Origin of the sequence: Vibrio hangzhouensis, from assembly GCF_900107935.1 — a bacterium.
GTDB classification, from domain to species: Bacteria; Pseudomonadota; Gammaproteobacteria; order Enterobacterales; family Vibrionaceae; genus Vibrio; species Vibrio hangzhouensis.
In genome coordinates this window covers 95,943-121,514 of record NZ_FNVG01000009.1, presented here as the reverse complement: position 1 = coordinate 121,514, position 25,572 = coordinate 95,943, and the positions used below count along the sequence as shown (strand labels likewise).

The 25,572-nt window shown below is 46.1% G+C and carries 20 protein-coding genes and 1 pseudogene; 9 read left to right on the top strand and 12 right to left on the bottom strand.

Features of this window, described 5'->3' with window-relative positions:
• Positions 1 to 48: 48 nt before the first annotated feature.
• The 4 genes from C4S60_RS11110 to C4S60_RS11095 form a co-directional block, all read right to left on the bottom strand.
• Positions 49 to 909 (bottom strand): formate/nitrite transporter family protein, encoded by an 861-nt coding sequence (locus C4S60_RS11110; RefSeq protein ID WP_103880418.1) that lies wholly within the window; start codon positions 907 to 909, stop codon positions 49 to 51.
• 143 nt (positions 910 to 1,052) lie between these two features.
• Positions 1,053 to 1,376, bottom strand: coding sequence for a nitrite reductase small subunit NirD (nirD, locus tag C4S60_RS11105; RefSeq protein ID WP_103880417.1), 324 nt, complete (start codon positions 1,374 to 1,376; stop codon positions 1,053 to 1,055).
• A gap of 2 nt (positions 1,377 to 1,378) precedes the next feature.
• Positions 1,379 to 3,952, bottom strand: a complete 2,574-nt coding sequence (gene nirB, locus C4S60_RS11100) for a nitrite reductase large subunit NirB (protein ID WP_103880416.1) — start codon at positions 3,950 to 3,952, stop codon at positions 1,379 to 1,381.
• Between the two features lie 475 nt (positions 3,953 to 4,427).
• Positions 4,428 to 5,048, bottom strand: a complete 621-nt coding sequence (locus C4S60_RS11095; RefSeq protein WP_103880415.1) for a LysE family translocator — start codon at positions 5,046 to 5,048, stop codon at positions 4,428 to 4,430.
• 282 nt (positions 5,049 to 5,330) lie between these two features.
• Between C4S60_RS11095 and C4S60_RS11090 the strand changes: the two genes are divergently transcribed.
• Positions 5,331 to 6,413, top strand: coding sequence for a TRAP transporter substrate-binding protein (locus tag C4S60_RS11090; protein WP_103880414.1), 1,083 nt, complete (start codon positions 5,331 to 5,333; stop codon positions 6,411 to 6,413).
• Positions 6,414 to 6,479: 66 nt separating this feature from the next.
• On the opposite strand, the gene C4S60_RS11085 is transcribed toward C4S60_RS11090, so the two are convergent.
• Positions 6,480 to 7,022, bottom strand: a complete 543-nt coding sequence (locus C4S60_RS11085; RefSeq protein ID WP_103880413.1) for a DUF3124 domain-containing protein — start codon at positions 7,020 to 7,022, stop codon at positions 6,480 to 6,482.
• Positions 7,023 to 7,334: 312 nt separating this feature from the next.
• Here C4S60_RS11085 and C4S60_RS11080 point away from each other — a divergent pair, with 312 nt between their 5' ends.
• Positions 7,335 to 9,443 (top strand): methyl-accepting chemotaxis protein, encoded by a 2,109-nt coding sequence (locus tag C4S60_RS11080; protein ID WP_103880412.1) that lies wholly within the window; start codon positions 7,335 to 7,337, stop codon positions 9,441 to 9,443.
• Positions 9,444 to 9,500: 57 nt separating this feature from the next.
• Here C4S60_RS11080 and C4S60_RS11075 read toward each other — a convergent pair whose 3' ends face one another.
• The 6 genes and pseudogenes from C4S60_RS11075 to C4S60_RS11050 all read right to left on the bottom strand — a co-directional run bounded on the left by C4S60_RS11075 (position 9,501) and on the right by C4S60_RS11050 (position 17,634).
• A complete protein-coding gene (locus tag C4S60_RS11075; RefSeq protein ID WP_103880411.1) occupies positions 9,501 to 11,594 on the bottom strand; it encodes a GGDEF domain-containing protein in 2,094 nt (697 codons plus the stop codon).
• Between the two features lie 188 nt (positions 11,595 to 11,782).
• Complete coding sequence (emrD, locus tag C4S60_RS11070; protein WP_103880410.1) at positions 11,783 to 12,991, bottom strand: multidrug efflux MFS transporter EmrD; 1,209 nt, start codon at positions 12,989 to 12,991, stop codon at positions 11,783 to 11,785.
• 271 nt (positions 12,992 to 13,262) lie between these two features.
• Positions 13,263 to 13,541: pseudogene (hpf, locus tag C4S60_RS11065) on the bottom strand (ribosome hibernation-promoting factor, HPF/YfiA family); the annotation flags it as partial.
• Between the two features lie 132 nt (positions 13,542 to 13,673).
• Positions 13,674 to 14,978 carry an MATE family efflux transporter gene (locus C4S60_RS11060; RefSeq protein ID WP_103880472.1) on the bottom strand — a complete coding sequence of 435 codons (1,305 nt, stop codon included), beginning with the start codon at positions 14,976 to 14,978 and terminating at the stop codon, positions 13,674 to 13,676.
• 98 nt (positions 14,979 to 15,076) lie between these two features.
• On the bottom strand, positions 15,077 to 16,999 hold the full coding sequence (locus C4S60_RS11055) for a monovalent cation:proton antiporter-2 (CPA2) family protein (protein ID WP_103880408.1): 1,923 nt from the start codon (positions 16,997 to 16,999) through the stop codon (positions 15,077 to 15,079).
• Positions 16,996 to 17,634 carry an NAD(P)H-dependent oxidoreductase gene (locus tag C4S60_RS11050; protein ID WP_103880407.1) on the bottom strand — a complete coding sequence of 213 codons (639 nt, stop codon included), beginning with the start codon at positions 17,632 to 17,634 and terminating at the stop codon, positions 16,996 to 16,998. Before C4S60_RS11050 ends, C4S60_RS11055 begins: the two co-directional genes overlap by 4 nt.
• Before the next feature lie 164 nt (positions 17,635 to 17,798).
• On the opposite strand from C4S60_RS11050, the gene C4S60_RS11045 reads away from it, so the two are divergent.
• From C4S60_RS11045 to ihfA, 6 genes are all read left to right on the top strand, one after another.
• Positions 17,799 to 18,263: a GNAT family N-acetyltransferase gene (locus tag C4S60_RS11045; RefSeq protein WP_103880406.1), complete on the top strand. Its 465-nt coding sequence runs from the start codon at positions 17,799 to 17,801 to the stop codon at positions 18,261 to 18,263.
• Between the two features lie 11 nt (positions 18,264 to 18,274).
• Positions 18,275 to 18,745: a GNAT family N-acetyltransferase gene (locus tag C4S60_RS11040; protein WP_103880405.1), complete on the top strand. Its 471-nt coding sequence runs from the start codon at positions 18,275 to 18,277 to the stop codon at positions 18,743 to 18,745.
• Positions 18,746 to 19,441 carry a class I SAM-dependent methyltransferase gene (locus C4S60_RS11035; protein WP_103880404.1) on the top strand — a complete coding sequence of 232 codons (696 nt, stop codon included), beginning with the start codon at positions 18,746 to 18,748 and terminating at the stop codon, positions 19,439 to 19,441.
• A gap of 192 nt (positions 19,442 to 19,633) precedes the next feature.
• Positions 19,634 to 20,617, top strand: a complete 984-nt coding sequence (pheS, locus tag C4S60_RS11030) for a phenylalanine--tRNA ligase subunit alpha (protein ID WP_103880403.1) — start codon at positions 19,634 to 19,636, stop codon at positions 20,615 to 20,617.
• 18 nt (positions 20,618 to 20,635) lie between these two features.
• On the top strand, positions 20,636 to 23,023 hold the full coding sequence (pheT, locus tag C4S60_RS11025; RefSeq protein WP_103880402.1) for a phenylalanine--tRNA ligase subunit beta: 2,388 nt from the start codon (positions 20,636 to 20,638) through the stop codon (positions 23,021 to 23,023).
• A 502-nt stretch (positions 23,024 to 23,525) separates the two neighbouring features.
• Entirely contained in the window at positions 23,526 to 23,819 is a 294-nt protein-coding gene (gene ihfA, locus C4S60_RS11020) for an integration host factor subunit alpha (protein ID WP_006074250.1), read from the top strand.
• A 68-nt stretch (positions 23,820 to 23,887) separates the two neighbouring features.
• Here ihfA and C4S60_RS11015 read toward each other — a convergent pair whose 3' ends face one another.
• Positions 23,888 to 24,664 (bottom strand): RelA/SpoT domain-containing protein, encoded by a 777-nt coding sequence (locus tag C4S60_RS11015; protein WP_103880401.1) that lies wholly within the window; start codon positions 24,662 to 24,664, stop codon positions 23,888 to 23,890.
• Between the two features lie 227 nt (positions 24,665 to 24,891).
• Here C4S60_RS11015 and C4S60_RS11010 point away from each other — a divergent pair, with 227 nt between their 5' ends.
• On the top strand, positions 24,892 to 25,545 hold the full coding sequence (locus C4S60_RS11010) for a thiopurine S-methyltransferase (RefSeq protein ID WP_103880400.1): 654 nt from the start codon (positions 24,892 to 24,894) through the stop codon (positions 25,543 to 25,545).
• Positions 25,546 to 25,572 lie beyond the last annotated feature (27 nt).

The window sequence follows — 25,572 nt, the reverse complement described above, 5'->3', positions numbered from 1 at the left end:
AGCCAAAGGGGCATAAGACCTCACCGCTTGGGTGAGGTCTTTTCGACATTATTTCGCGCTTAGTGCTGGCTCAGCTTGCACTTGTGCTTCTTCTACGTCTGCAGAGATTGAAGGCGCAGTCTTAGCGTGAGTTAAATAAAGCGGGATACAAGTCATGATTAGACCGCCTACGATGTTACCCAGGATGGTTGGGATAAGGTTGAAGTTCAACCAAGTCGCGATACCAAAATCCGCACCTAGAATCATACCTAGCGGGAATAGGAACATGTTTACTACTGTGTGCTCAAAGACGAGTGCGAAGAAGATGAAGATTGGGAACCACATCATTGCTACACGACCCGCTACAGTGCGTGCAGTCATGTTGCCGATTACGCCCAGGCACACCATTAGGTTACAGAAGATGCCGCGAACGAAACAGGTAATCCATCCGTCCATGCCCATGTTTTCAAAACCAAGGCTACGAGCAGTAGAAACCGCGATGAATTTCTTCGCTACCGCGTTTAGCTCTAGAGAGAAGTTACCTGTTAGAGAAACAGCAACCAGGTAAGCAACAATGAGTGAACCGATAAGGTTACCAAGACCAACCAGACCCCAGCAGCGGAATACTCGGCTCCAAGTAATACCTGGGCGATTTTCAAATTTTGCTAAAGGTGCAAGGCCGAAAACACCGGTAACCAGGTCATAACCCATCACACTTAGAATAACGAAACCAACCGGGAACACCAATGCACCCACAACGCCCATACCTGTTTGAACGATAGTGGTGATCGCTACCACAACCGCTAGAGACAGGATAATGCCCGCCATGGTACCGCGTAGTAGCAGGTCGCGAGTGCTTGTTTTCGTCTTGGCTTCGCCAACATCGATCATAGTTTGCACGAATTGTGCTGGTTTAAAATCAGTAGACATCATGTCTCTCCAACAAAGTTTGTATTTAAAAGTTAAGATTGAATAGTGATAGGGGTTGTAAACATGGTTTCTAGGACCTAGGACCTAGGACCTAGGACCAAACCAACCCCTATGGTTATTCACTCTTTAGCGCACATTAGACGTTAAGCCGATATCTCGACAGCACCTTTAGTGACGCGAGCTTTGTATGCTTTCACGCTAAAGCGCTCATCTTCCATACACTTGCCTGTTGTCAGGTTAAAGCGCTGCTTCTTAAGTGGGCTCGCCACCCAAAGCTCGCTTTGATGCTCAACAATCAAACCACGTGACAGCACGTTAGATTGATAGAACGGATCCATGTTGCTAATGGCCAGTACTTCTTCGGCTGCACTTGGACGGAAAACCGCGACTTGCTGACCGTCAATCAATGCACAAACGCCTGTGCCTGGGACGATATCTTGGATATCACATACTTTTTGAAATGCCATGATTACTTCTCCAGCTCAACGTGTAGGATGTCGCCTTTTCCCTGAGACTGAATGGCTTCAGGGTGCTTCTCAGTGAAGGTCGCTGGACGGTGTTGCTCACGTTCTTGAACGAAAACCACATTGTCGTCACGCAGGTCACTGTTGATGAAGTGAGCAAAGCGTTTAAGCTGTGATTTATCTTCGATCGTGTTCTTCCACTCACAGCTGTAGTCACCAACCAGGCGTTGTACATCGGCTTCAAGCTGGTCGTTAATGCCCAGTTTGTTGTCAACAATGACTTCACGTAGGTAGTCCACACCACCTTCCATGTTTTCCATCCATACTGATGTGCGTTGTAGTGGCGCAGCCGTGCGGATGTAGAACATCATGAAGCGGTCGATGTATTTGATTAGCGTTGCTTCGTCGAGGTCTGAAGCCAGTAGGTCTGCGTGACGTGGCTTCATACCACCGTTACCACACACGTACATGTTCCAGCCAGCATCCGTTGCGATGATGCCTAGGTCTTTACCTTGTGCTTCCGCACACTCACGAGTACAGCCAGATACACCAAACTTCATCTTATGAGGAGTACGGATGCCTTTGTAACGGTTCTCGATACGAGAGCCCAGACCCACAGAGTCTTGAACGCCGTAACGACACCAGGTAGAGCCTACACACGTTTTCGCCATGCGTAGTGCTTTTGCATACGCTTGACCAGTCTCGTAACCCGCTTCAATTAGCTTCTTCCAAATAGCTGGAAGGTCATCTTTCTGCGCGCCGAACAGACCGATGCGCTGTGCACCGGTTACTTTAGTGTACAGGTTGTATTCTGCAGCCACTTCAGCCAGCACTTTCAGCGCTTGAGGTGTTACTTCACCACCTGCCATACGCGGAATCACTGAGTAGGTACCGTCTTTTTGGATGTTACCCAGGAAGTTATCGTTGGTATCGTGCAGCTTCACCAACTCTGGCTTCAGAATGTGGTCGCCCCAGCAAGACGCAAGGATAGAGCCTGCAAGTGGCTTACATACTTCACAGCCGTAGCCAGTGCCGTGCTTCTCAAGTAGCTCTTCGAACGTCTTGATTTCGCCGATGCGAACCAGATGGAACAGCTCTTGACGAGAGTAAGCAAAGTGCTCACACACATCGTTCTTAACTTCAATACCAGACTTGGCAAGTTCAGCATTAAGAACAGAAGTCACAAGTGGGATACAACCACCACAGCCAGTACCAGCGCCTGTTACCGCTTTGATGTCGCCAATCGTATGGTGACCTTCAGCGACTGCCTGAGCAATCTTGCCTTTGGTTACGTCAAAGCAAGAACAGATAACCGCTGACTCAGGAAGCGAGTCTGCACCAAGTGTCGGCTTTTCAGCGCCAGCGTGAGCTGGAAGGATAAGTGCATCAGGGTGCTCTGGCAGGTCGATTTCGTTCAGCATTAACTGAAGTAGGTCGCCGTAGTCAGAAGTGTCACCAACCATGACTGCACCAAGAAGCTTTTTGTTGTCTTCAGAAACGATGAGACGCTTGTAAACTTCTTGCTCTTCGTTTTGGTAAACGTAGCTCTTACAGCCAGGAGTGCGGCCATTAGCATCGCCAATGGAGCCCACTTTCACGCCCAGAAGCTTAAGCTTCGCAGACATGTCAGCACCTTCGAACTTACTGTCGTTACCTACAACGTGGTCAACAGCAACCGTCGCCATCTTGTAGCCTGGAGCCACCAGACCGTAGAACGTTTCGTTCCATGACGCACACTCACCAATTGCGTAGATGTTCTCATCTGACGATTGGCAGAAGTCGTTGATAGCAATACCGCCACGAGGTGCGATATCTAGCTTCATTTCGCGAGCAAGTTTATCTTGCGGGCGGATACCTGCAGAGAACACGATGAAGTCAGTTTCCAGCTCAGTACCGTCAGCAAAGCGCATCACGTTACGTGCTGTTTTGCCTTCAGGAGCGATTTCTAGCGTGTTCTTGCTGGTGTGAACGTTCACGCCCATGCTTTCAATTTTTGAACGAAGCTGGTTACCGCCAGCCTGGTCTAGCTGCTCAGCCATGAGCTTTGGTGCGAACTCGACGACGTGAGTTTCTACACCTAGAGCTTTTAGTGCACCAGCGGCTTCAAGACCTAGTAGACCACCACCGATAACAACGCCGCTCTTACTTTTCTTGGCGGTTGCTTCGATAGCTTTAAGATCTTCGATAGTGCGGTAAACGAAGCAGTCTTTGCTTTCGTTGCCTTTGATAGGCGGTACAAATGGAAATGAGCCAGTGGCGAGGATGAGCTTGTCGTAAGTGATTTCACGACCGGTACTAGAGTAGACGATTCTATTTTCACGGTTGATATTGATAGCACGTTCACCGATCAGAACATTGATACCGTGTTTTTCGTAAAAGCCTTCTTTGACGAGAGAAAGCTCATCGGCAGTATGGTGTGAAAAATAAGAGGAGAGGTGTACACGGTCATACGCTACGCGGGGTTCTTCGCAAAAAACGGTCACTTCATAATGAGTCATGTCCGCCTTCTCGACCAGATCTTCGAGATAGCGATGACCCACCATGCCGTTTCCTACGACGACAAGCTTCATCTTGCTCATATTAATACCTAAGTGTTAGTTCTTCGAATCTTTGCGCATTGTTATTTGTGAAAGAAAATTAATACATGATGTAAATCAATTACGGAATTAAACTACCCTAAAGGGGTAGATGGTGTGGTTAACTAATCGCCTGATTTATATTAGTTGTCATTAACTATCGGCTTTTTGCATGGTGTAGGGATAAATATGGGTAGTGCTTACAACGTGACGCGTTGCTTTAGAATATATTGGTTTTGAATTTACATATCTTGTAAATAAGCTACATAAGCCATATTTAAATTGTGGTTAATTGAGAGATCAAGCTGTCGCAGAATTAAACCTTTATTTAATTGTGGTTAATTGACGGTTGGAGTTAAGAGCAGACAGATTAAATAATGATGCTGACTTTATCGCTTTGGATTTCGCGATGTGAAATGAATATGGTTATCGACCTGACACAGTAATCAAAAAGGGCTCCCTTGTAGGAGCCCTCTATCTAGCCAACAAATAACCACACACCGACACCGCACATCAGCGTGCCAGCAATGCGGTTCATGGTGCGTACATTATTGGCGTTCCCCAAGGTGCGCTTAAGCCCTTTACCGCCTGTTGCGTAAATGGTCATACAGACAAATTCACTGAGCAGGATAATTGCCAACATGATCGATACCTGTGAGAACATAGGTTTTGACTGATCAATGAACGGTGGTAACAAAGAGATCATAAAAGCCCAGCCTTTTGGGTTTGCAATCGCGGTTACAAAGCCCTGCACAACCAGATCCCAGTCATTGTGTTCTGGAGCGTCTTCAACCTCCGAAGAAATCGCCAGTTTGCCTTTTGAACGCCACATCTGTATACCCAAATAAAACAGATAGCTCGCGCCAACAGCCTTAAAGACAATAAAGATTTCTGGATATTTAAGCATGATGGCTGCAATACCCAAGATAGCCGCAAGGGATACAGCGGCCACGCCTAATAGTTCACCAATCATCATCCAAAGGGTACGTCGGTAGCCGATGCTCATGCCCATGGTCAGCGCCAGAGTCATACACATACCAGGGGTGATTGAAACAAAGAAGAAAGTTGGAATAAAGATTGAAAGCGTAGCCCAGTCCATAATGCATCTGATTAATATATTTAACGATTTAGCTATTAATAACAGACATTTCGTGACGAAACTATCAGTTTGTTAAACAGAACGGAATATTTTTCACTTTCTATAGAATGGGGAAATATAGAGCGTTGCGGTAACTACCAGAACAACACACTGCGTCATGGTTAAAAAGTAGTCGATTTGGCTAATTGCTTAGTGAGAGGTTCTAAGATAACACTTTGACATACATATCGTTAACAAGCATTGTGAGGTGGCTATTCAATAACGTACATAGGAAACATAGAAATGGAATTTAAAAGAACCATTCGCCGGGTCAGTACAATCATCCTTGCCTCCCTCACGGCATTAACCGCTGTCAGTGTTCAGGCAGAGGACAAAGTATACCGATTAAAGCTAGCGGAAACCTGGGGTCCGAATACCCCAATACTGGGTGATGCTAGTAAAAACATGGCTAAACTGGCCAAAGAAATGTCGAACGGCAGGTTGATCATTCGAATCGACTCCGCCAATAAACACAAAGCACCGCTCGGTGTGTTTGATATGGTTAAGTCGGGGCAGTACGACTTAGGGCACTCTAGCTCCTATTACTGGAAAGGAAAAGTCCCTAATACACTGTATTTTTCTTCTATGCCGTTTGGTATGACGACGATGGAGCAGTATTCATGGTTTTACCATGGTGGCGGTTTGGAGTTGATGCAACAGGTTTATGCGCCACATAATCTGCTCTCTTTCCCAGGAGGTAACTCTGATATTCAGATGGGGGGGTGGTTCAAAAAAGAGATCAACACGGTTGAAGACTTAAAAGGTTTAAAAATGCGCATACCTGGTTTTGCAGGAGAGGTTCTTGCGCAGGTAGGGGCAAAGCCGACGAATATTGCTCCGGGAGAACTCTATACCTCACTGGAACGGGGAACCATCGATGCACTTGAATGGGTGGGACCGGCTTTTGACCTTCGTATGGGCTTTCAGAAAATAGCCCCTTATTACTATACAGCATGGCATGAGCCAGGATCGGAGACACAATTTCTGGTCAACAAAAAGGTTTGGGAGTCACTGCCAGATGATTTGAAAATCATTCTGGAAACTTCGTTTCGCGTAGCAGCTTTCGACATGTATACCCAGGCGCTACATGAGAACGCCAACAGCTGGTCGAAGATGAGCACTGAGTACCCAGACATTAAAGTTCGCTCCTTCCCACCAGAAGTCATTGCGGCATTGAAACAAGCAAACGGTGAACTGCTGAAACAGCAAGCAGACAGCGATGCACTGGCAAAGGAAATTCTGGATTCTCAAGCCGGTTATCTGGCTAAGATGAGGGAGTGGACCAACATTTCTCTTCAGGCTTATCTCAACGAGCAAAGTAATTAACGATCCCGCGTGTAAAAGAGCCCCGCACTATGCGGGGCTTTGCTTTATTGTTTCAGCGAATCCGCATTAAGGAGCACGACTGGTAAATGAGATGTCTTTGCCATGACCGGCGCCTATCATGACAGCCTCGAAAATGGGTTGTGATGCCTGGTCTGGGTTGGACCATTCGATTAAAAAGTTTGCACCCACACCACCACTGACCTCGCGTTTTTCGACCAGATATTCTGAGCTAGACATTGCAGCAAGTTGGTAGCCTTTTTCAATATACTGAGTAACTAGTTCACCATTAGTGTTGTAGTAATCAACGCGATGGACGTTAATGGCGTTCTGTGGGTCGGTGTTGCGAATCACCAGAGTCGTCTCCAATAACACTGCTTTCCCACCATCACTGTATATATGTGAGTAGACTGGGACGTAGGAGCGTTGAACGCCATCGATAGCCTCATCGTTTAGCAAAGACACCCGCTCAATTTTTTGTGCCTGATGGCTCAGTTTCTCTTCTATAGAGTCTACCGATTTGACCAGAGTGCCCAAATAAATGGCTAATCCAATAACCAGAATTGTAGAAATTATCGACACAAAATGACCTGCGTTCTGTTTGTCTCTCATGGCTTTCCTCTTACATTTAGGGAGCTATGTCCTGATTATAATCCTCAGCGGTCTAATGCGCCTTATCTGTCGGCAAATCATGATGTTAGATGGGGCTATTTTGTGTTAACAAGTGTGAATGCACTCATTTGGTGTGATATGACTAGAATGGTGCCCGGATTGCCTGTTTTTGGTGCGTTGTTTGCACTGATATTGCCACAAAAATGCTCTTCTCAGTCGGAAATTAGATAATAGTGAAGCAAATTTGTTCAATTGTGAGTGGGTATATAAATTGCAGTGCAATCAATGGACTAGAATCAAATGGAGTTGTTGATGGATCTGACGAAAAGTGAAAAGAGCTGGCTGCCGTGGTTTGGGAAAACCGGTAAGCTCGCGATGAAATACGCGTGCTTTAGTAATCGAAGTAGAATCGCTGAACTTGAGCAAACGTTTGAAAGCATTGCAGAGACACGAGTTAAGCTCCTTACCACATGGACTGAAAATCAGTGGCGTTTTTTAGAAGACGCGGCGTTTTATTTATCCTCAAAACCTGAAAACGAACAATTAGACGCCCTGAGATTACTATTGGAACGAGGAAGAGATTTTTCAGAGTTATTCATCGTGGATCAGAGCGGTAAGACGACGCACTCGACCTATGCTGCTTCACTGGGTAGGCGGGTTTGTTCAGTTAAAGCTCTGGAGCATGGCATAACCAGACCATTTCTTCATGGTCCTTATATCGATGACAACACAGTTAAAATTGGCCCTTCGTCATCAAAGTTCCATGATGCAGTAACCTTAATGTTTTACCAGCCTGTTAATATTCATGGAGAGAGTAAAGTTCTTTGTGGCCGAGTTCCCAATGATGTATTAGGGGATCTGATTCAACGAGAAGCAGGCCATATCTACAGTGAATCCGGAGACAACTATCTGTTTATGGTTGAGTCGCGGTTTGATCCGACCATACCACAAGGTATCGCTTTATCCCGCTCACGTTTTGAGGACAATACCTTTTCACATGGAGAGAACCTCAAACAAGGTGTGTCTACGGACTGGGGTGTGGTCAAGATTGATAAGCATACCGAATTTGAAGTCATGTTTAACGATCCAGCCACAGGTCAACTTCACCCAGGTATCAGAGAAACCATTCGTAAAGGCAGCAATGTTTTTGTTGAATACCCGGGGTATTCCGATTATCGACATATTCCGGTAATAGGCAAAGGGGTGACATTTTCTTTGCCAGGGTCGTTAGATAAATGGGGCATGATGTGTGAATCCGATCTGGAGGAAGTCCACCGACACCGTTCACTCTCCACACGCCTCACGCATCGTTTCTTACTTTCGGCCATCGTTATGGCGGCTGTGCCACTTCTAATGCAACAGTGGATTGGGTTGTCCATGTTCACTGGCGCTGGCATATCGTTGTTATTCGCGTTGCTAATGACATGGCTGTTTCAGAAAATGACCGCCAAACCATTGGCCCATAACCTTGAACAAATGACCAGTGTTATGAAAGTTCTGGCGGAAGGTGACGGAAATCTCAGGCAGAGACTGGATGCGTCAAAGTTTAAGTCTGACGAGACAGGAGACCTAGGGCGATGGACCAACAGTTTTATCGACAATCTGGAGACGGTGGTATCAGAATTGGTTTACGCCAGCCGCGAAGTAAACCAGGTGTCTGAATCCATGTTTCGTTGCAGTCAAAGGTTATCAAGCTCCAGCGAGGACACCGCCGCATCCATATCCAGGCTGGTTGAGCTATCGGGTCATCAAGGTAAAGAGATACAGTCTGCCAATGACAATGCTCATGAAATGCACGAACTCATGAACGAGTCTGTGGAGCAGGCCCAGAGTGAATATGAAAAAGCACGAAATAGCGCGGATTCAATTAAGTCTATTGTACGTTCGTCAGCAGCGAGCGTGAATGATGTGAACAGTGACATGGAAAGGATAGGTGACATTGTCACATTAATCACGGACATTACAGCACAAACTAACCTGTTGGCTTTGAATGCGGCTATTGAAGCTGCTAGAGCAGGTGAGCATGGTCGTGGATTTTCTGTTGTGGCTGATGAAGTCCGCGTGTTAGCTGACCGCACAGCGGCCGCTGCACAAGACATTGGCGCTCTGATGTCTCAGCTTAGACAGCAATCAGAAAAAGCGGTGGCTACGATGACAAAAGGTATCTCAGACGTCGAAAGCAATACTCAGTTAATTGACTCCAGCCATCAAAATGATCGCTTGCAAGGGTCCGTCAACCTGCTGTTTGAAGCCATAACAGATCTGGCACACATGAGCAGTAACCACAGTGAAACCGCAGAAAAAGCCGCTGACTCGACCCAGGTTCTCAATTATCAGTCTAAACAGCTAGCCAGAAGAACGGCATTGATGCAGAACGCAATTACCCGCCTTGATCAATTAGTGGGCCGCTTTGAAGTCTAACGACGCCTATTAGACCTGTATCAGTTAGGCCCATGAAAAGAGTGCGACAGGGAGGAGCTAGGTTCCCGGCCTGCTAGAGTGAGTGCGTTTTTTCGGCTCATGCATGGCAATTAGGGAGTCTAGCTTATCTTTGTCCACTACAACGCTGCCGATATGTTGGGCACGCTTAGCTTCATACATCGCGAAATCGGTGTAAATCATTAGTTGTTTGATGCTGAGTTCACTGATATTAGGCAAAAATACACCCACAGATGCGGTTAAGTTCAGCATCAGGTCTTGTCCCCGAACTTCAAACCGGAAACGTTCTAATGCAGGTAGCAGTGTATTCAGGCTATCTTCGGACAGCGGGGTGATCGCAACAAATTCATCGCCTCCAATTCGATAAAGGTGGCCTTCAATTTGCTCCTTCATGATTTTCGCATAACAGCGAAGTACCTGATCACCGACACCGTGTCCATACGTGTCGTTGATATGTTTAAATCGATTCAGATCGATGTAAATAAGCCCATGATCTTTGTCTAAAGCCTGGCGTCGGATTCGGTTGAGAGCATGTCGATTCTTCAAACGAGTTAATGCATCGTGATTGGCTCTGTGATTGGTGATAAAGCCAAACAGCAACGTGGTCAACGCCAGTAAAATAAGAAGGGCGTTGATGATGTTGAGGCGTCGTTTGTCATTCTCTTTTTCATTAAGTTCTCTCCAGTTCACAGGAGCCTGATAGCGGTGATTGATTGTTTGCGCGTCAATGAAATCCAGCGTTCGGTCGAACAGTTCGGCGAGGATCTTTCCACGCTCAGTTTTGGGAAAGCCGAAGCTCAGCTCCGATTGATAAAAGGGGTTGAAAAACTTATCCTCGGTGATGCTGGTTATTCGATGCTCATACAACAGCGCATTCAAGGTCACCTGACTGGTGATGGCATAGTTAATATCCCCTAAATTCAGGCCGTTAAGCATAGATTCGGTGTCATCATAGTAGACGAGTTCTTTGTTTGGCAGCAGTCGTGACGTCACCTTTTCAAATACATCCTCTTTGACGACGCCGACTTTCTCTGCGAACAATTCAGAGATGTGTTTATACACTTCCTCTTTATAGCCCACGCGTTTGGCTACCGCGCCTTCAATCGAGACATATGGGCGGCTGAAGTTAAGATAGAAGCGTCGGCTAGGACTGTCAGCAATTGGTGTGGTTACGTCCCGCTCTGCTTGTTTGAGTTTGTTGAGTGTGTCTCCCCATAGCTCTTGAGGGTTATAGATGAACTCACATTCCAGCTTATTGAGGTTACATACCTCTGTTGCAAAATCGACCGAGACACCAGTAGGTTGGCCTTTGGCATCCGCGTAGACATAAGGGTGTCGGGGGTTCAGATAGATAATTACAGGAACACTAAGATCCAGTCCGGTAGAAGCCAGTTTAGATTGTAACTGAGCGATGGCAATGTTGGCGATGTAGGTTTCCATGTATGCTCTAATCTGTTTTTGCACTTCATCTTGTGAAATGATGTCGCTAAACATGTCCAACAGAGCGAGATTTTCTGGTTTGTTGGTGATAATAGATACAGGAGGAATGGACACTTTATCGTTGATTAGCGTCGCTTTGAAACCAGCACCGAGAAAGGCCTCCAACTGCAGAAATGTGCCGATATAACCATCGATGTCGTCAGCCCGTAAACTCTCAAATGCTACGTCATTGTCATTGAAGCCCAGCACTTGTTTCGTAGGGTAGTGACGCTGGATGATGTCATTGAATGCCGTGCCCATGGTGGTGCCGATAATCTTCATTTCATCGAAAGGCAGTTCTCTGGCTGAGAATATATAAGTAGGCTCGATATTTATTGGTGGTGAATAATGGAATCGTTGCGCTCTTGAGCGGGTGTAAGTGACATTTGCGACAAAGTCAACTTTACGATCTTCGACGGCAGAGAGTCTCTCACGAAAAATGGGGTAATCGACGTATTCAAAGGTCAGCTTGGATTGCTGTTCAATGGTCGAGAATATATAGCGAGCGAGAAAGTCTCTCTCGTTAGCAGAGACCGTATAGACATTGCTTTGTGAGGACTGTTCAGAATACGCAGAGGTGCTGAGACCCAAAACACTCAAGAAGAGGGTAATTATCATAAACAACTTTGTCATAAACTCATGACGCTTTTTCACCCCTAGAACCTCTTCCTTGAGTTAATTAGAGATCACTTAAAATACCAGCTAAGCATACTACCATTATTGAGTGAGAAGAAAATAAATTGTTGATTATGAGCAATATTTGAGAGACGGAACGGTTGCACGCCGATGTACGGTATTTATTTGTGTTCGCGCTTTATTAAGTAAACTGCGAACACAGGATATCAGGCGGTAATTGCGTCCCCTGTGCTGTCAGAGCCGTTGTCGTGTTTCGCGATATGGAGCCCCCATATAGCCAGTAATGCCATAACCAGCATAATAATGCCCAAAGGGAGCTGGCTTGTTGCAGGGATAGCCGATGCGCCCAGTGTGGCGAGACCAGCTCCCAGATTTTGCATTCCTCCTAACACGGCACCTCCTGTACCAGCGTGATTAGGGAAGGGGGTTAATGCACCGGTTGTCGCTGCCGGAAAAAGAACACCAGCACCCAGAAAGTACACCGTTGAACCTGCAGTGAGAGTCCACGCATCAGTCAGTCCACTTAAGCCTGGTAGCAACACGATGCCAGCTCCGAGAACAATGGCAAGTAGCCCGAACTTAAAGGCAGCGTTGTGACCATATCGCTTTGCAATGAGTGACGAAAAACCAGCGCCCAACAAGTAACCCGGGATAGGCATCACAAATAAAATGCTCACTGTAAACGCAGACAATTTTAGCACTCCGCCGAACAACACTCCGGCCGCGGCTTCAAACACTGCAACCCCGGCAAATGTAGCTACCAGACAAATTACATATCCCTGAAAGCGTTTGTCTGACAGCACAAAGCGGTAGCTTGCTGCAGCAGAGCTTTTTGACCTTCTATCAACGGGCAGAGTCTCTGCGAGTTTAGACCACATAATGATCACGACCGCGATCGCGAATAAGGTTAAAAACAAGTAGCTTGAACGCCAGCCCATAGTTTCAGTCAGCACGCCCCCTAAGACCGGAGCCAGGAGTGGTGAAAATATGACGCACATGCTGATGATACTATTGGCTCGATGTAACTCGTCTCCGGCAAAACAGTCCCGAGACAATGTTCTGGACATAGCACCGCCGCTGCCTATTCCGGCCCCCTGAACAAAACTGCCTAAAAGAAAGAGCTCAAAGGATTGGGCAAATAAACTCATTAGTGCACCAACGACATAGACACTCAAACCCGCAATAATGATTGGTTTGCGTCCTAGTTTGTCTGATAGTGGTCCATAAATAAACTGAGACAGTCCGTAGGGGATCAAATAGCACGCCATCACAGCCTGAAGCATGGCAGGATTGACAGCAAATTCCTGAGCCATTTGACCAATAGAAGGTACATACATAGTTTGAGTCATTTGGCCGACTGCAGTCAAAATTGCAATTAGAAAGGTCAGTTTTGCTAATGGAAACTTGGGTGCCATTTGTTTGGTGTCTCATCTTAGTGAAATGTGGTAAATATCCCCTGTAGCCCTACCTACAGATATTAGGGCGCAGATGTTAGACGTGTGGGAATCTTCAATCAATGAAAAAGTGTGATATCGAACAAGATAAATTTTTCATTTATAGATTAGAAATAGTAATGCATGAATTGAGTGCGTACGAGGAGTCGTTTTGATTCAGTATGATGAAAAAGCCGGCAAATCGCCGGCTGTTCTAATGGGAATGATTATGTACTCTGGATTAAGGCTAATGTTTGAGTTGCCCTTTGCGATTTCGTAGGCCTGCATCCAGTTTTTTCAGTGATGCAGCAATGGCAGGGTACATGATTTCGTGAGATGCTTTTGCTGAAACTCGAGCCCCTTCGTAATTAGTAAAGACCTCAACTTCGTGTTGTCCGTGTTCTTTTCTAATGATGATGTCGCTACTAATCAATTGCGGAAAGTGGTCGGCTATCTTTTCAAACTTGCTTTCAATTTCTTGACGTGACTCATCTCCGATGGATACGTGATGGGTCTGAATATTTACTTTCATTTATTACACCTCTCCTTTCACTACGTATTTTAAAATTAGCAAAGGAGAGGCGTTTTGACAAAGAAGGTATTGTAGCTATTCGATCTGCACCTATTCAGCGTCATTAGAGACGTGGAACGGGTACTATGGCACTCACTGACTGAGTGCTTTTTCCAGTTGTTTTACCGAGTAGCTGTAGGTCAGCCACGCACTGACGCCTGCGAGAATGTTACCAATTAGTGCACCATAGAACAGTCCTTGTATTCCACCTAGCTGAGAGCCTATCCATAGACAAGGAAGGAAAAAGGCGAAGAGACGCAGCGTCGAGATGGTAAGCGCAGTTTTGGCCTTGCCCAGGGCGTTAGAGATCGACACCATTAACATGCAGACCCCAAGTGGCCCCAGGCTAAAGGGAACCAGAATCAAGTGGTAGCTGAGAATTTCGAACACGTTGTCTTCACTGGTCATAAGCGCAGAGAGTGGTTTCGCCAGCGCATAGGTGATGAGAGCAACGACCAGTTGAAAGCCAAGTATGTAGATCACTGCGATGTTTACCAGTTTTTTGATATCGGTGAGGTTTTTGGCCCCCAGCATTTTCCCCACCATTGGTGGCATGGACATCGTTAAAGCCAGCACCGTAACGATAGCAAAAAACTCATAACGTGAGCCCAGTGCCCATGCTGCCACTGCAGCAGTGCCAAATGTCGCCAATAGTTTGGTTGCCAACATGGATGAGAGTGGGGGCAACAATTGGCTAATCATGGCAGGGGCCATTATGCTCCATAAGGACCGCAAGCTCTGACCAATATTAACATCACTCCAATCGAAGGTAGCCCAGTGTTTGGCCATAACTTTTGGGGCGACAACCAGAATGCCAAGACTAAAAGCAATAACGGTGGCGAGTGCAGCACCATTGATGCCCAAACCAAAAGTAAAGATGAACACCGGATCCAGGATGAGGTTTATTATGCTGGTAACGACCATCATCATGCCGGGCAAGACTGTGTTTCCGTTAGCTCGGCAGATGCTATAGAAAAAGTAGAGTACTGCGCCCACCCAGGAGCTAACGAGCCAGAAGGGCCAATAGCTGTCTATCACGGGATATACCGATTCTGGTGCGCTTAGTAGTGTAAGTATGGGGTGACGGACAAGCCAGATAATTAAGCCTATGATGGCAACACCGACACTACCAAACACCAGGATAAGCCCACCCAGTTGTTTTGCGTACTCATGTTCACTGGCCCCCAATGCACGAGAGATGATCGCCGTTGTTGCGATGCCTAAACCAACCTGAATTCCGATAATGACCATTTGCATGGGAAGGGTGAAGCCCTGTGCGGCGAGAGGTAGTACACCGAGTTGGCCGATAAATGCACTGTCTACTAATTGGAAACTCATCAGGGATAACACCCCTAGTACCATAGGCAGAGTCATGTTGAATAACTGTTTTGCCAGCATCTTGTTGTTGTTCACTGCTATCTCTTAATTATTACTTTTAATGGCTGCTTTATGTAAATGGCGGGCCAGAGCCCGCCATATTGTGTTGGATGTCGGTGTCAGTCGGAGCTTTCTTCCAGTCTATCGGCGTAACCTTTGGGAGGAGGTGTCCACCCACGTTCACGAGAATGTTTGTCATTACGATCGACTTTCATTGCTTCTTCGATCAGATCTTCGAGCTCCATAAATAGATCTCGATAGTTGTTATCGTACCGTTGTCCTTCGGCAACGTTTTTCCAGGCTTGATAGAGTGTGTGGGACTGTTTGTCCTCTATGTCTTTATAGATGGACTTTTGTTGCTCAACAAAAAACGGATGAAAACCCAGGCATTTCATTGTCTTTGAACCGAGTTCAAGGGCAGAGTGATAGGTTTCAGATTCGATGTAGTCTGCGCCAGCCTGTTTTAATTGATAACCATGTCCGCGATCGTAAGCCCGGGTAAGAATTTTAACGTGAGGGTACGTGTGTTTAACGTATTTCACAAGCTCAACACTTGATTCTTTGTTATCAATGGCAATAACAAGTAACTTCACTTCTTCAATTCCCGCAGTATGCAAAATGTCCGGTTTGGTAGCGTCACCAAAAAACGCCTTAGTCTCAATCTGTCTCATTAGGTCGACTTGTTCGGCACGAATGTCCAGAACAACCGTCTTAACGTCGTTGGCTACCAGCAATCGATTGATGATCTGCCCAAATCGACCGATGCCAGCGATTAATACTGATCCTTTTTCATCAACGGTATCCGCTTCTCTTTCATTACTGGCTTGTTCGAATCTAGGCAGAATGACTTTGTCAAAAAGGATAAATAAACCCGGAGTAAAAAACATAGAGAGAGCGACGACCAGGGAAAGAATTTCAGAAACATCCGTTGGCAATACATGGTTTTGAACGGAAAAGCTGAGCAGTACGAAACCAAATTCACCAGCCTGAGCCAGGCTGAGTGTAAACAGCCAGCGATCGCTGTTGTTAATCTTAAATATCATTGCCAGAAGGTACAGCACTGCAGCTTTAAGCAGCATGACACCCAGTGTCAGGCCAATGATCATAAAGAAATCACTGAACAATATGCCAAAATTGATACCAGCACCCACGGTGATAAAGAACAACCCGAGTAGCAGACCTTTGAAAGGGTCAATATTCGATTCTAGTTCATGGCGGAACTCACTGTTGGCCAAAACGACTCCGGCAAGGAAGGTTCCCAGCGCAGGGGATAGACCAACCAGACTCATTAATGCTGCGATACCGATGACCAGCATTAACGCAGTCGCGGTAAAAATCTCTCTAAGCCCTGATGAAGCAACGAACCTGAATAGTGGTCGGCTTAAGTAATGACCACCGACGACGACAATCGCTATAGAAGCCATGATAATCAACCCATAGACCCAGCCTGGCAAACCGGCAACCAGACTCAATTCATCATGGTGTTCCGACGCTTGATCCAGCGCACCCTGAGCTTTTTCTATCAATTCTGGTAATGCCAGCAACGGGATAAATGCCAGCATTGGAATCACGGCGATGTCTTGAAATAACAGGACAGAAAACGCGCTTTTGCCCCCTTCCGTTTTTGTTAGTCCCTTTTCATGAAAGGTCTGCAACACGATAGCTGTAGAAGAGAGCGCGAAAATCAGGCCAATGGTGAGTGCAACAGTCCAGACCTGCCCGAACACAAGAGCGATCCCCATTACGAGCAAGGCGGTGCCTCCTACCTGGATACCACCCAGTCCGACGAGTTTGTGTCTCATTCCCCATAACATTTTTGGCTCAAGTTCCAGCCCGACCAGAAATAGCATCATGACGACGCCAAATTCGGCAAAATGTTGGATAGTAGTGGTTTCTTCACCGACCAGTCCGATGATGGGCCCAATAACGACACCGGCCATTAGGTATCCCAGTACAGAACCAAGACCCAAGCGTTTAGCGATTGGAACGGCAATCACTGCCGCGACAAGATACACAAAGGCTTGTAGAAAATATCCAGTCATGACCTCTCCTTATAGGCTTGCGCAGTTTGGTCTTCAATCCAGTAATGGTTGAGTTTATCCAGCGGTTTGGCGCGCGCGGTGTCGAAATCACCTGTCACCAGCAAGTTCAAAAGTTCTCGCCAGCGTTCCCGGTGTTTAGGAATGCGGTCCTCCTCCTGAGCGGTACGGGAACCAAAAAGACAGAAAGGTGGCAGGTAGTTCATTCCCGTTAACGCAGCGGTTTGCTCAAGAGGCTGAAGTAACTCTCTAATGGTAAAGTGATTGTAACCGTCAGATTGATAGGCATCGGCCTTGCCTCCAGCCGAGATGGCACACAGAAAAGTTTTGCCATGCAATGCTGTCCCCTCGTGACCATAGGCAAAACCGTATTCAAGTACGAGATCCTGCCACTCTTTTAGTATCGATGGTGTCGAATACCAATAGAGTGGGAACTGGAAAATAATGATGTCATGGTCGATGAGTCGCTGCTGTTCTTTATCTATATTGATGTTGTAGGTGGGGTATTCAAAATACAGATCGACGGTAGTCACACCAGAAATCGACTGAGCATCTCGGAACATTGGCGCATTGACTTCAGAACGCCTTTGAGAAGGGTGAGCATAGAGAACAAGCACTTTGTTATTGTTTTCAGGCATAATGCTACCAGTTAATTTGAAACCATGAGTTTTAATATCTAGTACACAAACAGATATTTTTCAATTAGTTACTATATGGTTACCTGGTGACGTGCGGTTCGCTCTTGAATTTTCCGTGCCACTAGCGCATCTTAACCGACGGACCAATAAGGGAAGTGTAGAGAATGTTGATGATCAGGCAGGCCAAGGTAGCAGATGCCAAGCAAATACACACACTGTTCCTAGAGACAATTCGCACTGTAAATAGTAAAGATTACAATGAGCTACAGGTTAATGCCTGGGCTTCGAAAGAACTGACCACTGATGCTTTTCGTGAATACATCGTCAAGCACAACCCTTTGGTAGTTACCGATGGTGAGCAGGTACTGGGATACGCCGATATTCAGAGTGACGGGCTGATCCATCATTTTTACTGCCACCATGCGCAACAAAGGTCTGGAATTGGTTCGATGCTAATGAGCGAGTTAATCAGACGAGCGCAAGACATGAAACTGGTTTCCATATATTCGTATGTCAGTATCACAGCGCAGCCCTTTTTCGAGCATTTTGGATTTACAGTATCGAAGCCAAACAGAGCAGAAGCAAGGGGTGTGATACTGGATAATTTTCTGATGGAAAAGCGGCTATAGGAGCCTAAATTATGTTCGAGATTAGGCAGGTAGAACCGAGTCAGTTGCCTCTGGCGTTGTTGATGACTGCAGATCCTGAGAGTACCGCGATTAAAGTTTATCAGGACAAGTGTGTAGCGTATGCGGCTTATTTGCAAGAGGCACTAATTGCTGGCCTGCTGGTGGCTGTCGATGAAGAAAGTCACCGCGCGGAGATTTTCAATATTTCCGTGTATCCTCAGTATCAAGGTAAGGGGTTTGGCGGAGCGTTATTGTCTGAAACGTTGCAATGTCTCTCCGGACAAGGTATTGAGTACGTGGAACTCGGGACAGGTTGTTTTGGCTATCAGTTAGCTTTTTATCATAAACATGGTTTTCGCGTAGACCGCGTGGTGAAAAATTTCTTTCTTGAGAATTATTCAGAGCCGATAATTGAAAACGGAATACAACACAAAGATATGCTTCGTCTGATATGGCGTAGCACCGAACAAAGAGAGATGTGAATGGGTGAAATGTATACAACGCATGCTGAGAAGTATGCGGATGTCATTGAGAACAATGCATACAATGGCCTTTATGAGCGCCCATCTACCCTTGCTTTGGTGGGTAACGTGTCAAATAAAACCTTGCTTGATCTCGGGTGTGGCCCGGGCGTTTATGCCGAGTATTTCGTCCGGAGCGGCGCCAAGGTCACAGCGGTCGATCTTTCTGAACAAATGGTTGAGCTAACAAAGAAACGATTGGGCGATACTGTCACGTGCTATGCGCAGGACTTGTTATTAGGCTTACCAAAAGAAAAAACGGCGAGCTTTGACTGTGTGGTGTGTCCATTGATGATTCACTATATTGAAGATCTCGTTCCGTTTTTTAAAGAAATAAGACGGGTACTGAAGAAGGGAGGAATGTTTATTTTCTCCACCCATCATCCGCTTATCGATTTCGAAGACGATGGTTTTAGCAATTATTACCAGGTGGAGCGTATCACTGAAGATTGGGATACCGTCGGTCAACCTGTCGAAGTGTCGTTTTTCAGGCGCTCTTTTACCAACCTATTTGACAGTCTCCATGAAGGGGGCTTTGTTCTCAACAAGTTTTCTGAGGGATCGCCTTCACCGGAAATGAAGACCACGGCTCCTGATGTCTATGAGAAACTGTCTCGTCGTCCGAACTTCATTTTTGTTCGCGCTGAAGCACGCTAAATGTGAGTGTAATTCGGGAATTTTTCCTTCTTTCGAGCTGGATTTTATCTAAATGGGCAAAAAACGTGTTTTTTTTGCCCAATAACCCGTTCAATTTACAAATCAATTTGGCATTGGCGGCGGGTTTTATTAGTATGTACAGCTATCAAAAAACACCCTTATGGATACTACCGGACGGTAGACGAGGAAACGATGCAACATCTAGAAGAGATCATTGCTAACGCGAGCGCGGCAATTGAAGCTGCAGACTCGCTAGTCGCACTTGACGAAGTGCGTGTTCAGTATCTAGGTAAGAAAGGTGAGCTAACCGCTCAACTTCAAAGCCTAGGTAAACTACCACCAGAAGAGCGCCGCAGCGCTGGTCAAGAGATCAACAAAGCAAAAGGCGTTGTTCAGCAAGCGATCGCAGCTCGTAAAGACGCACTACAACGTGCAGAGCTAGAAGCGAAGCTAGCCGCAGAAACAATCGACGTGACTCTACCAGGTCGTCGTATCGAGAACGGTGGTCTACACCCTGTGACTCGTACTGTTGAGCGTATTGAACAGTTCTTTGGTGAGCTAGGCTTTAACACTGAGTCTGGTCCTGAGATTGAAGATGCATTCCACAACTTTGATGCACTAAACATCGCAGAAGACCACCCAGCGCGTACTGACCACGACACGTTCTTCTTTAACCCTGATCTAATGCTACGTACTCACACGTCTGGTGTTCAGATTCGTACGATGGAAAATGGTAAACCACCATTCCGTTTCATCGCACCGGGCCGTGTTTACCGTAACGACTACGACCAAACACACACGCCAATGTTCCACCAAGTGGAAGGTATGCTAGTAGACGAGAATGTAAACTTCGCACAGCTTAAAGGCATTCTGCACGACTTCCTATGTAACTTCTTTGAAGAAGAAGTTGAAGTTCGTTTCCGTCCCTCTTACTTCCCATTCACAGAGCCTTCAGCAGAAGTAGACGTGAAAGGTAAGAACGGCAAATGGCTTGAAGTTCTGGGCTGTGGCATGGTTCACCCGAACGTACTTCGCAGCGTAGGCATCGATCCTGAGAAATACTCTGGTTTCGCATTTGGTATGGGCGTTGAGCGTTTAACTATGCTTCGTTACGGCGTAAACGATCTTCGTGCGTTCTTCGAAAACGACCTTCGTTTCCTAAAACAGTTCAAGTAATCCAGGGGATACATCACTATGAAATTTAGCGAATCTTGGCTTCGTGAGTGGGTAAACCCAGCGGTTTCAACTGACGAACTAACGCACCAAATCACAATGGCGGGTCTAGAAGTAGACGACGTACTACCTGTTGCTGGTTCTTTCACTGGCGTTAAAGTAGGTAAAGTGGTTGAGTGTGGTCAACACCCAGACGCTGACAAACTACGTGTAACTAAAGTAGATGTTGGCGCTGAAGAACTTCTAGACATCGTTTGTGGCGCATCTAACTGTCGCCTAGGTATCAAAGTTGCGGTTGCGACTGTTGGTGCTGTTCTACCAGGCGATTTCAAAATCAAAAAAGCAAAACTACGTGGTCAACCATCACACGGCATGCTGTGTTCATTCTCTGAACTAGGTATCGACGTAGAATCAGATGGCATCATGGAACTGGCTGAAGACGCAGTAATCGGTACTGATTTCCGCGAATTCCTGGGCCTAGACGACGTAACAGTAGACGTAGACCTAACGGCTAACCGCGCTGACTGTTTCAGCATTCGTGGTATGGCGCGTGAAGTTGGCGTTCTAAACCGTGCTGACGTAACTGAGCCTGCGGTAAACGCAGTAGCACCAGCGATTGATGACACAGTTTCTATCGAAGTGAAAGCGACAGCAGCATGTCCACGTTACCTTGGCCGTGTGGTTAAGAACGTGAACGTTCAAGCTGAAACGCCACTTTGGATGCAAGAAAAACTGCGTCGCTGTGGTATTCGCTCTATCGACCCAGTTGTTGATATCACTAACTTTGTTCTTCTAGAACAAGGCCAGCCAATGCACGCATTCGATCTTGCTAAGATTGAAGGTGGCATCGTAGTTCGTATGGCAGAGCAGGGCGAGAAGCTTACTCTTCTAGACGGCAACGAAGCTGAGCTAAACGCTGATACTCTAGTTGTCGCAGACCACAACAAAGCACTGGCTATCGCGGGTATCTTTGGTGGTGAAGAGTCTGGTGTAACGACGGAGACTAAAGACGTACTACTTGAGTGTGCATTCTTCGCACCTGATCACATCCGTGGTCGCGCGCGTAGCTATGGTCTACACACTGATTCTTCAATGCGCTTTGAGCGTGGTGTTGACTTTGCACTACAAGCTAGCGCAATGGAGCGTGCAACAGAGCTTCTTGTTGAGATCTGTGGCGGTGAAGTAGCCCCTGTTGTTGCAGCAGAGTCAGAGGCTGACCTACCAAAAGCAAACACAGTATCACTGCGTCGCACTAAGCTAGACAGCCTACTGGGTCACCACATTGCTGATAGCGATGTTGTTGAGATCCTTGAGCGTCTTGGCCTAACGGTTGAAACAACAGATGAAGGTTGGACAGCAACAGCACCAACATGGCGTTTTGATATCGCAATCGAGCAAGACCTGATTGAAGAAGTAGGTCGTATCTACGGTTACGATAACATTCCTAACCAAAACCCAGCTGCAGCACTTAAGATGCACGACCACGTTGAAGCGAACATTCCGCTAAAACGCGTTCGTAACTTACTTGTTGACCGTGGTTACCAAGAAGCAATCACTTACAGCTTCGTTGAACCAGAGCAGCAGAAGCTTGTTGTTCCAGGTGTTGAGCCGCTAATCCTGCCATTCCCAATCTCTGCGGATATGTCAGCAATGCGTCTAGGCCTGATTCAGGGTCTACTAAACACTGTGGTTCACAACCAGAAGCGTCAGCAGCCACGCGTTCGTCTATTCGAATACGGTCTGCGTTTCATCCCATGTGAGTCTGCTGAAAACGGTATGCGCCAAGAGCCTATGCTTGCAGGTGTTATCGCAGGTACTCGTAGCGAAGAGCACTGGGACATCGAAACCAACACCGTTGATTTCTTTGACCTGAAAGGCGATCTAGAAGCGATTCTAGAACTGTCAGCAAACGAGAAAGCATACTCATTTGCTGCAGCGAAACACCCAGCGCTTCACCCAGGTCAATCTGCAGCTATCATCGTTGATGGCAAGCAGGTAGGTGTGATCGGTACGGTTCATCCAGAGCTAGAGCGTAAGTTTGGTCTAAACGGCCGTACTATCGTATTCGAAGTAGAGTGGTCTGCAATCAACACTAAAGTGATTCCAGAAGCAGTACAGCTTTCTAAGTTCCCATCAAACCGTCGTGATATCGCTGTTGTAGTTGACGAAGCTGTAGCTTCAGGTGACATCGTTGCAGCGTGTCTAGAGCAGGGGGGTGAGTTCCTGAAAGACGCGAAACTGTTCGACGTATACGTAGGTAAAGGCGTTGAAGAAGGTAAGAAGAGCCTAGCTATCGCGCTTACACTACAATCGGTTGAGCGTACTCTGGAAGACGCGGATATCGCTGGTGCTGTTGACGCAATTGTTGCTCACGTGTCAGAGAAGTTCGGCGCAACATTACGAGACTAATGGATTCTTAGACTCCTGCAAAGAGAAAAAAGCGAGCTATTATTAGCTCGCTTTTTTTATAACTGTGACGCAATCTATAACTATAGTGCTAATTCCCAACAAAATAACTTTGATCTTTGGTTAAGGAAACGTGTTTCATATTTCAATATCACTGCAACCTACTGTTTTTATAGAATAATTCATTGAAAACTGTGCTCTATATTAGGTATTTTATAATTTATTGAATTTTTATTAATGCCTGCAATGTCAAGTTATTTCAGTTTAATGTACTGACAAATTGCTCCAAAATCACCTAAAACCTCCGTATAACTCTAAAATGACGGTAACTCGCTAATAGATAAGAAAATATCCTGACATTGCTCTGAAAATAAAAAGTTGGCGAAAATCAGAAGGTTGGCTTACACTTTTCAAAGTTAGGCCGTTATGTTGTTGATTGGTCGAACGAAATGTTAAGCGCTATCGCTGTGATAGCAAGGTTTGAATTAGCTTTGAGGGGAGTTTTATGGCGCTCACAAAAGCCGATCTGGCTGAGAACCTATTTGAGAAACTCGGATTCAGTAAAAGGGATGCCAAGGAAACGGTAGAAGTGTTTTTCGAAGAGATTAGAAAATCACTCGAAAGTGGCGAACAGGTAAAACTGTCGGGTTTTGGTAATTTTGATCTTCGTGACAAGAATGAACGTCCGGGACGAAATCCTAAAACTGGTGAAGACATTCCTATTTCTGCTCGACGCGTAGTTACATTCCGTCCCGGCCAAAAACTAAAGGCGCGAGTCGAGAACATCAAAGTAGATTAAGTTGTTACTACAAAAACAAAAAGACCACGCAATGTGGTCTTTTTGTTTATCAGTTGCTTTGAAAGGACTCAGGCTGCGCGGATATGGGTTGTAATGTACGGTTGCCACGCGTTTTGATACAGCTCCAGAGATTGTCTTCTCAGACTGGTTATTTGAGCAGTCTCAATATCATTCAAGCTTCGCTGTTGTGCAGCAGCTTTGCGTTCAATTCCTTGAATAATTTCATATAGGTCATGCTCTGGTCCGCTTTTCACATCGGCAATTGCTTTTAAGTGCAATTGCACTTCGGCAATAATGCCTGTTTTCGGAAGTTGAACCAAAATATTCAAGTCACGATATCCCGATGGAGCCGGACTTTTGAAGCGGTTTTTAACACGAACCACTTTGGCTTCTCTGTTTAGTGCTTCATAAGCGCTAACCAGACTCTCAACGTCATCTGCAACAATTGTACCTCGAGCCAGATCTGTGATTTGGTTGGTCTCACCGTTAAGTTCAGTACGAATTTTCTCCTTCGCACGTTCAGCGGATTTTACGCCAGCAAAATAGGCTTCGGTCGTAGTAAGCAGGGCGGTGGTTTTGCAAAGAGCCTCAAGCTCGTGCTGTGCTTGATGCGCTTTGCTGTATAAGACATCAAAGTCGGAGTGTGGCTGAAGGGCGTTGCTGTTTAATGCATCGATACCATAGAGCCCGCTCAGGCTGTGTTTGAAAACAGATGGGCAAACTTCGTTTTGTTCTTGCTTTCCTTTTGTTGAATTGGAATCGGATTGATTAAGCGTTGCCGCTAATGCAGGGGTGCGGCTGAGTACCAATAGCATTAATGCTGCGGTACGAAGAAAAGTGCTCATTCTCTCTCCTAACTACGTTAAAAACGGTATCAAAAAGGGGCCAACGAATAGGAGTATTACAAACTATGATATGGGGATAATGTTTCAGATCCCAATCAAAGTGTGTAACAGACTGTGTAAACTGTGATGTCTGTCTGCAATAAAAATCTACGTCAATGGGTGTGACATTTTGTCTGCACTCTGTAAACTCTACGTTAACGATTATCCATAACAAATATGAACAACAAATGAACGATTTTGAACTTTGGCATGATAAGTGGGCCGCGAATAAAATTGGTTTCCATCTGGAGGATGTGAATCCGTTGCTCATTAAGTACTGGGAGCAATTGGCCCCTCATCGTGAACAGTCGGTTTTCGTGCCCTTGTGTGGCAAATCAGAAGACTTAGTGTGGCTGGCGCAGCGCCACGACAATGTTGTGGGAGTTGAGTTAAGTCAAATTGCGGTGCGTTCATTTTTCTCAGAACATTTTTATACGCCAATGGTGACTCCGATCAGCGGTCAATATGAGTTGTACCAGTTTGATGAGCTGAACCTCTATGTCGGTGACTACTTTTCTGTTCCGGTTGAACCGGTAGAGCTTATCTATGACCGTGCCGCACTGATTGCGATTCCGCAGTCACTGCGTCCAGCTTATGCAGAAAAGCTCAAGCAGACGCTAAAGCCGGAAGGTAAGATTCTCCTTGTCTCACTCGACTATATTCAGGAAGAGATGTCCGGACCTCCTTATAGCGTGGATAGACAAGAAATCGAGCAGCTTTTTGGAGAGGGCTACTCAATTGAGAAGCTTGAGCGAGATGAAGCTGGCAAGGACCATAGAAGGATTCAGCAGGGATTAACCAGGTTTGCTGAGGAAGTCTGGCTAATTGAACGTACCGACTGACCTCAGGTTACAATGCTAAAAAAACCG

What these genes read in the sequence shown, in the direction of transcription:
- nirD (WP_103880417.1), bottom strand. Translation starts at nt 1,376, where the DNA reads ATGGCATTTCAAAAAGTATGTGATATCCAAGATATCGTCCCAGGCACA.
- nirB (WP_103880416.1), bottom strand. Translation starts at nt 3,952, where the DNA reads ATGAGCAAGATGAAGCTTGTCGTCGTAGGAAACGGCATGGTGGGTCAT.
- C4S60_RS11040 (WP_103880405.1), top strand. Translation starts at nt 18,275, where the DNA reads ATGTTCGAGATTAGGCAGGTAGAACCGAGTCAGTTGCCTCTGGCGTTG.
- C4S60_RS11050 (WP_103880407.1), bottom strand. Translation starts at nt 17,634, where the DNA reads ATGCCTGAAAACAATAACAAAGTGCTTGTTCTCTATGCTCACCCTTCT.
- C4S60_RS11110 (WP_103880418.1), bottom strand. Translation starts at nt 909, where the DNA reads ATGTCTACTGATTTTAAACCAGCACAATTCGTGCAAACTATGATCGAT.
- C4S60_RS11045 (WP_103880406.1), top strand. Translation starts at nt 17,799, where the DNA reads ATGTTGATGATCAGGCAGGCCAAGGTAGCAGATGCCAAGCAAATACAC.
- C4S60_RS11095 (WP_103880415.1), bottom strand. Translation starts at nt 5,048, where the DNA reads ATGGACTGGGCTACGCTTTCAATCTTTATTCCAACTTTCTTCTTTGTT.
- C4S60_RS11060 (WP_103880472.1), bottom strand. Translation starts at nt 14,978, where the DNA reads ATGCTGGCAAAACAGTTATTCAACATGACTCTGCCTATGGTACTAGGG.
- emrD (WP_103880410.1), bottom strand. Translation starts at nt 12,991, where the DNA reads ATGGCACCCAAGTTTCCATTAGCAAAACTGACCTTTCTAATTGCAATT.
- C4S60_RS11085 (WP_103880413.1), bottom strand. Translation starts at nt 7,022, where the DNA reads ATGAGAGACAAACAGAACGCAGGTCATTTTGTGTCGATAATTTCTACA.
- C4S60_RS11055 (WP_103880408.1), bottom strand. Translation starts at nt 16,999, where the DNA reads ATGACTGGATATTTTCTACAAGCCTTTGTGTATCTTGTCGCGGCAGTG.
- pheS (WP_103880403.1), top strand. Translation starts at nt 19,634, where the DNA reads ATGCAACATCTAGAAGAGATCATTGCTAACGCGAGCGCGGCAATTGAA.
- C4S60_RS11080 (WP_103880412.1), top strand. Translation starts at nt 7,335, where the DNA reads ATGGATCTGACGAAAAGTGAAAAGAGCTGGCTGCCGTGGTTTGGGAAA.
- ihfA (WP_006074250.1), top strand. Translation starts at nt 23,526, where the DNA reads ATGGCGCTCACAAAAGCCGATCTGGCTGAGAACCTATTTGAGAAACTC.
- C4S60_RS11090 (WP_103880414.1), top strand. Translation starts at nt 5,331, where the DNA reads ATGGAATTTAAAAGAACCATTCGCCGGGTCAGTACAATCATCCTTGCC.
- pheT (WP_103880402.1), top strand. Translation starts at nt 20,636, where the DNA reads ATGAAATTTAGCGAATCTTGGCTTCGTGAGTGGGTAAACCCAGCGGTT.
- C4S60_RS11035 (WP_103880404.1), top strand. Translation starts at nt 18,746, where the DNA reads ATGGGTGAAATGTATACAACGCATGCTGAGAAGTATGCGGATGTCATT.
- C4S60_RS11010 (WP_103880400.1), top strand. Translation starts at nt 24,892, where the DNA reads ATGAACGATTTTGAACTTTGGCATGATAAGTGGGCCGCGAATAAAATT.
- C4S60_RS11015 (WP_103880401.1), bottom strand. Translation starts at nt 24,664, where the DNA reads ATGAGCACTTTTCTTCGTACCGCAGCATTAATGCTATTGGTACTCAGC.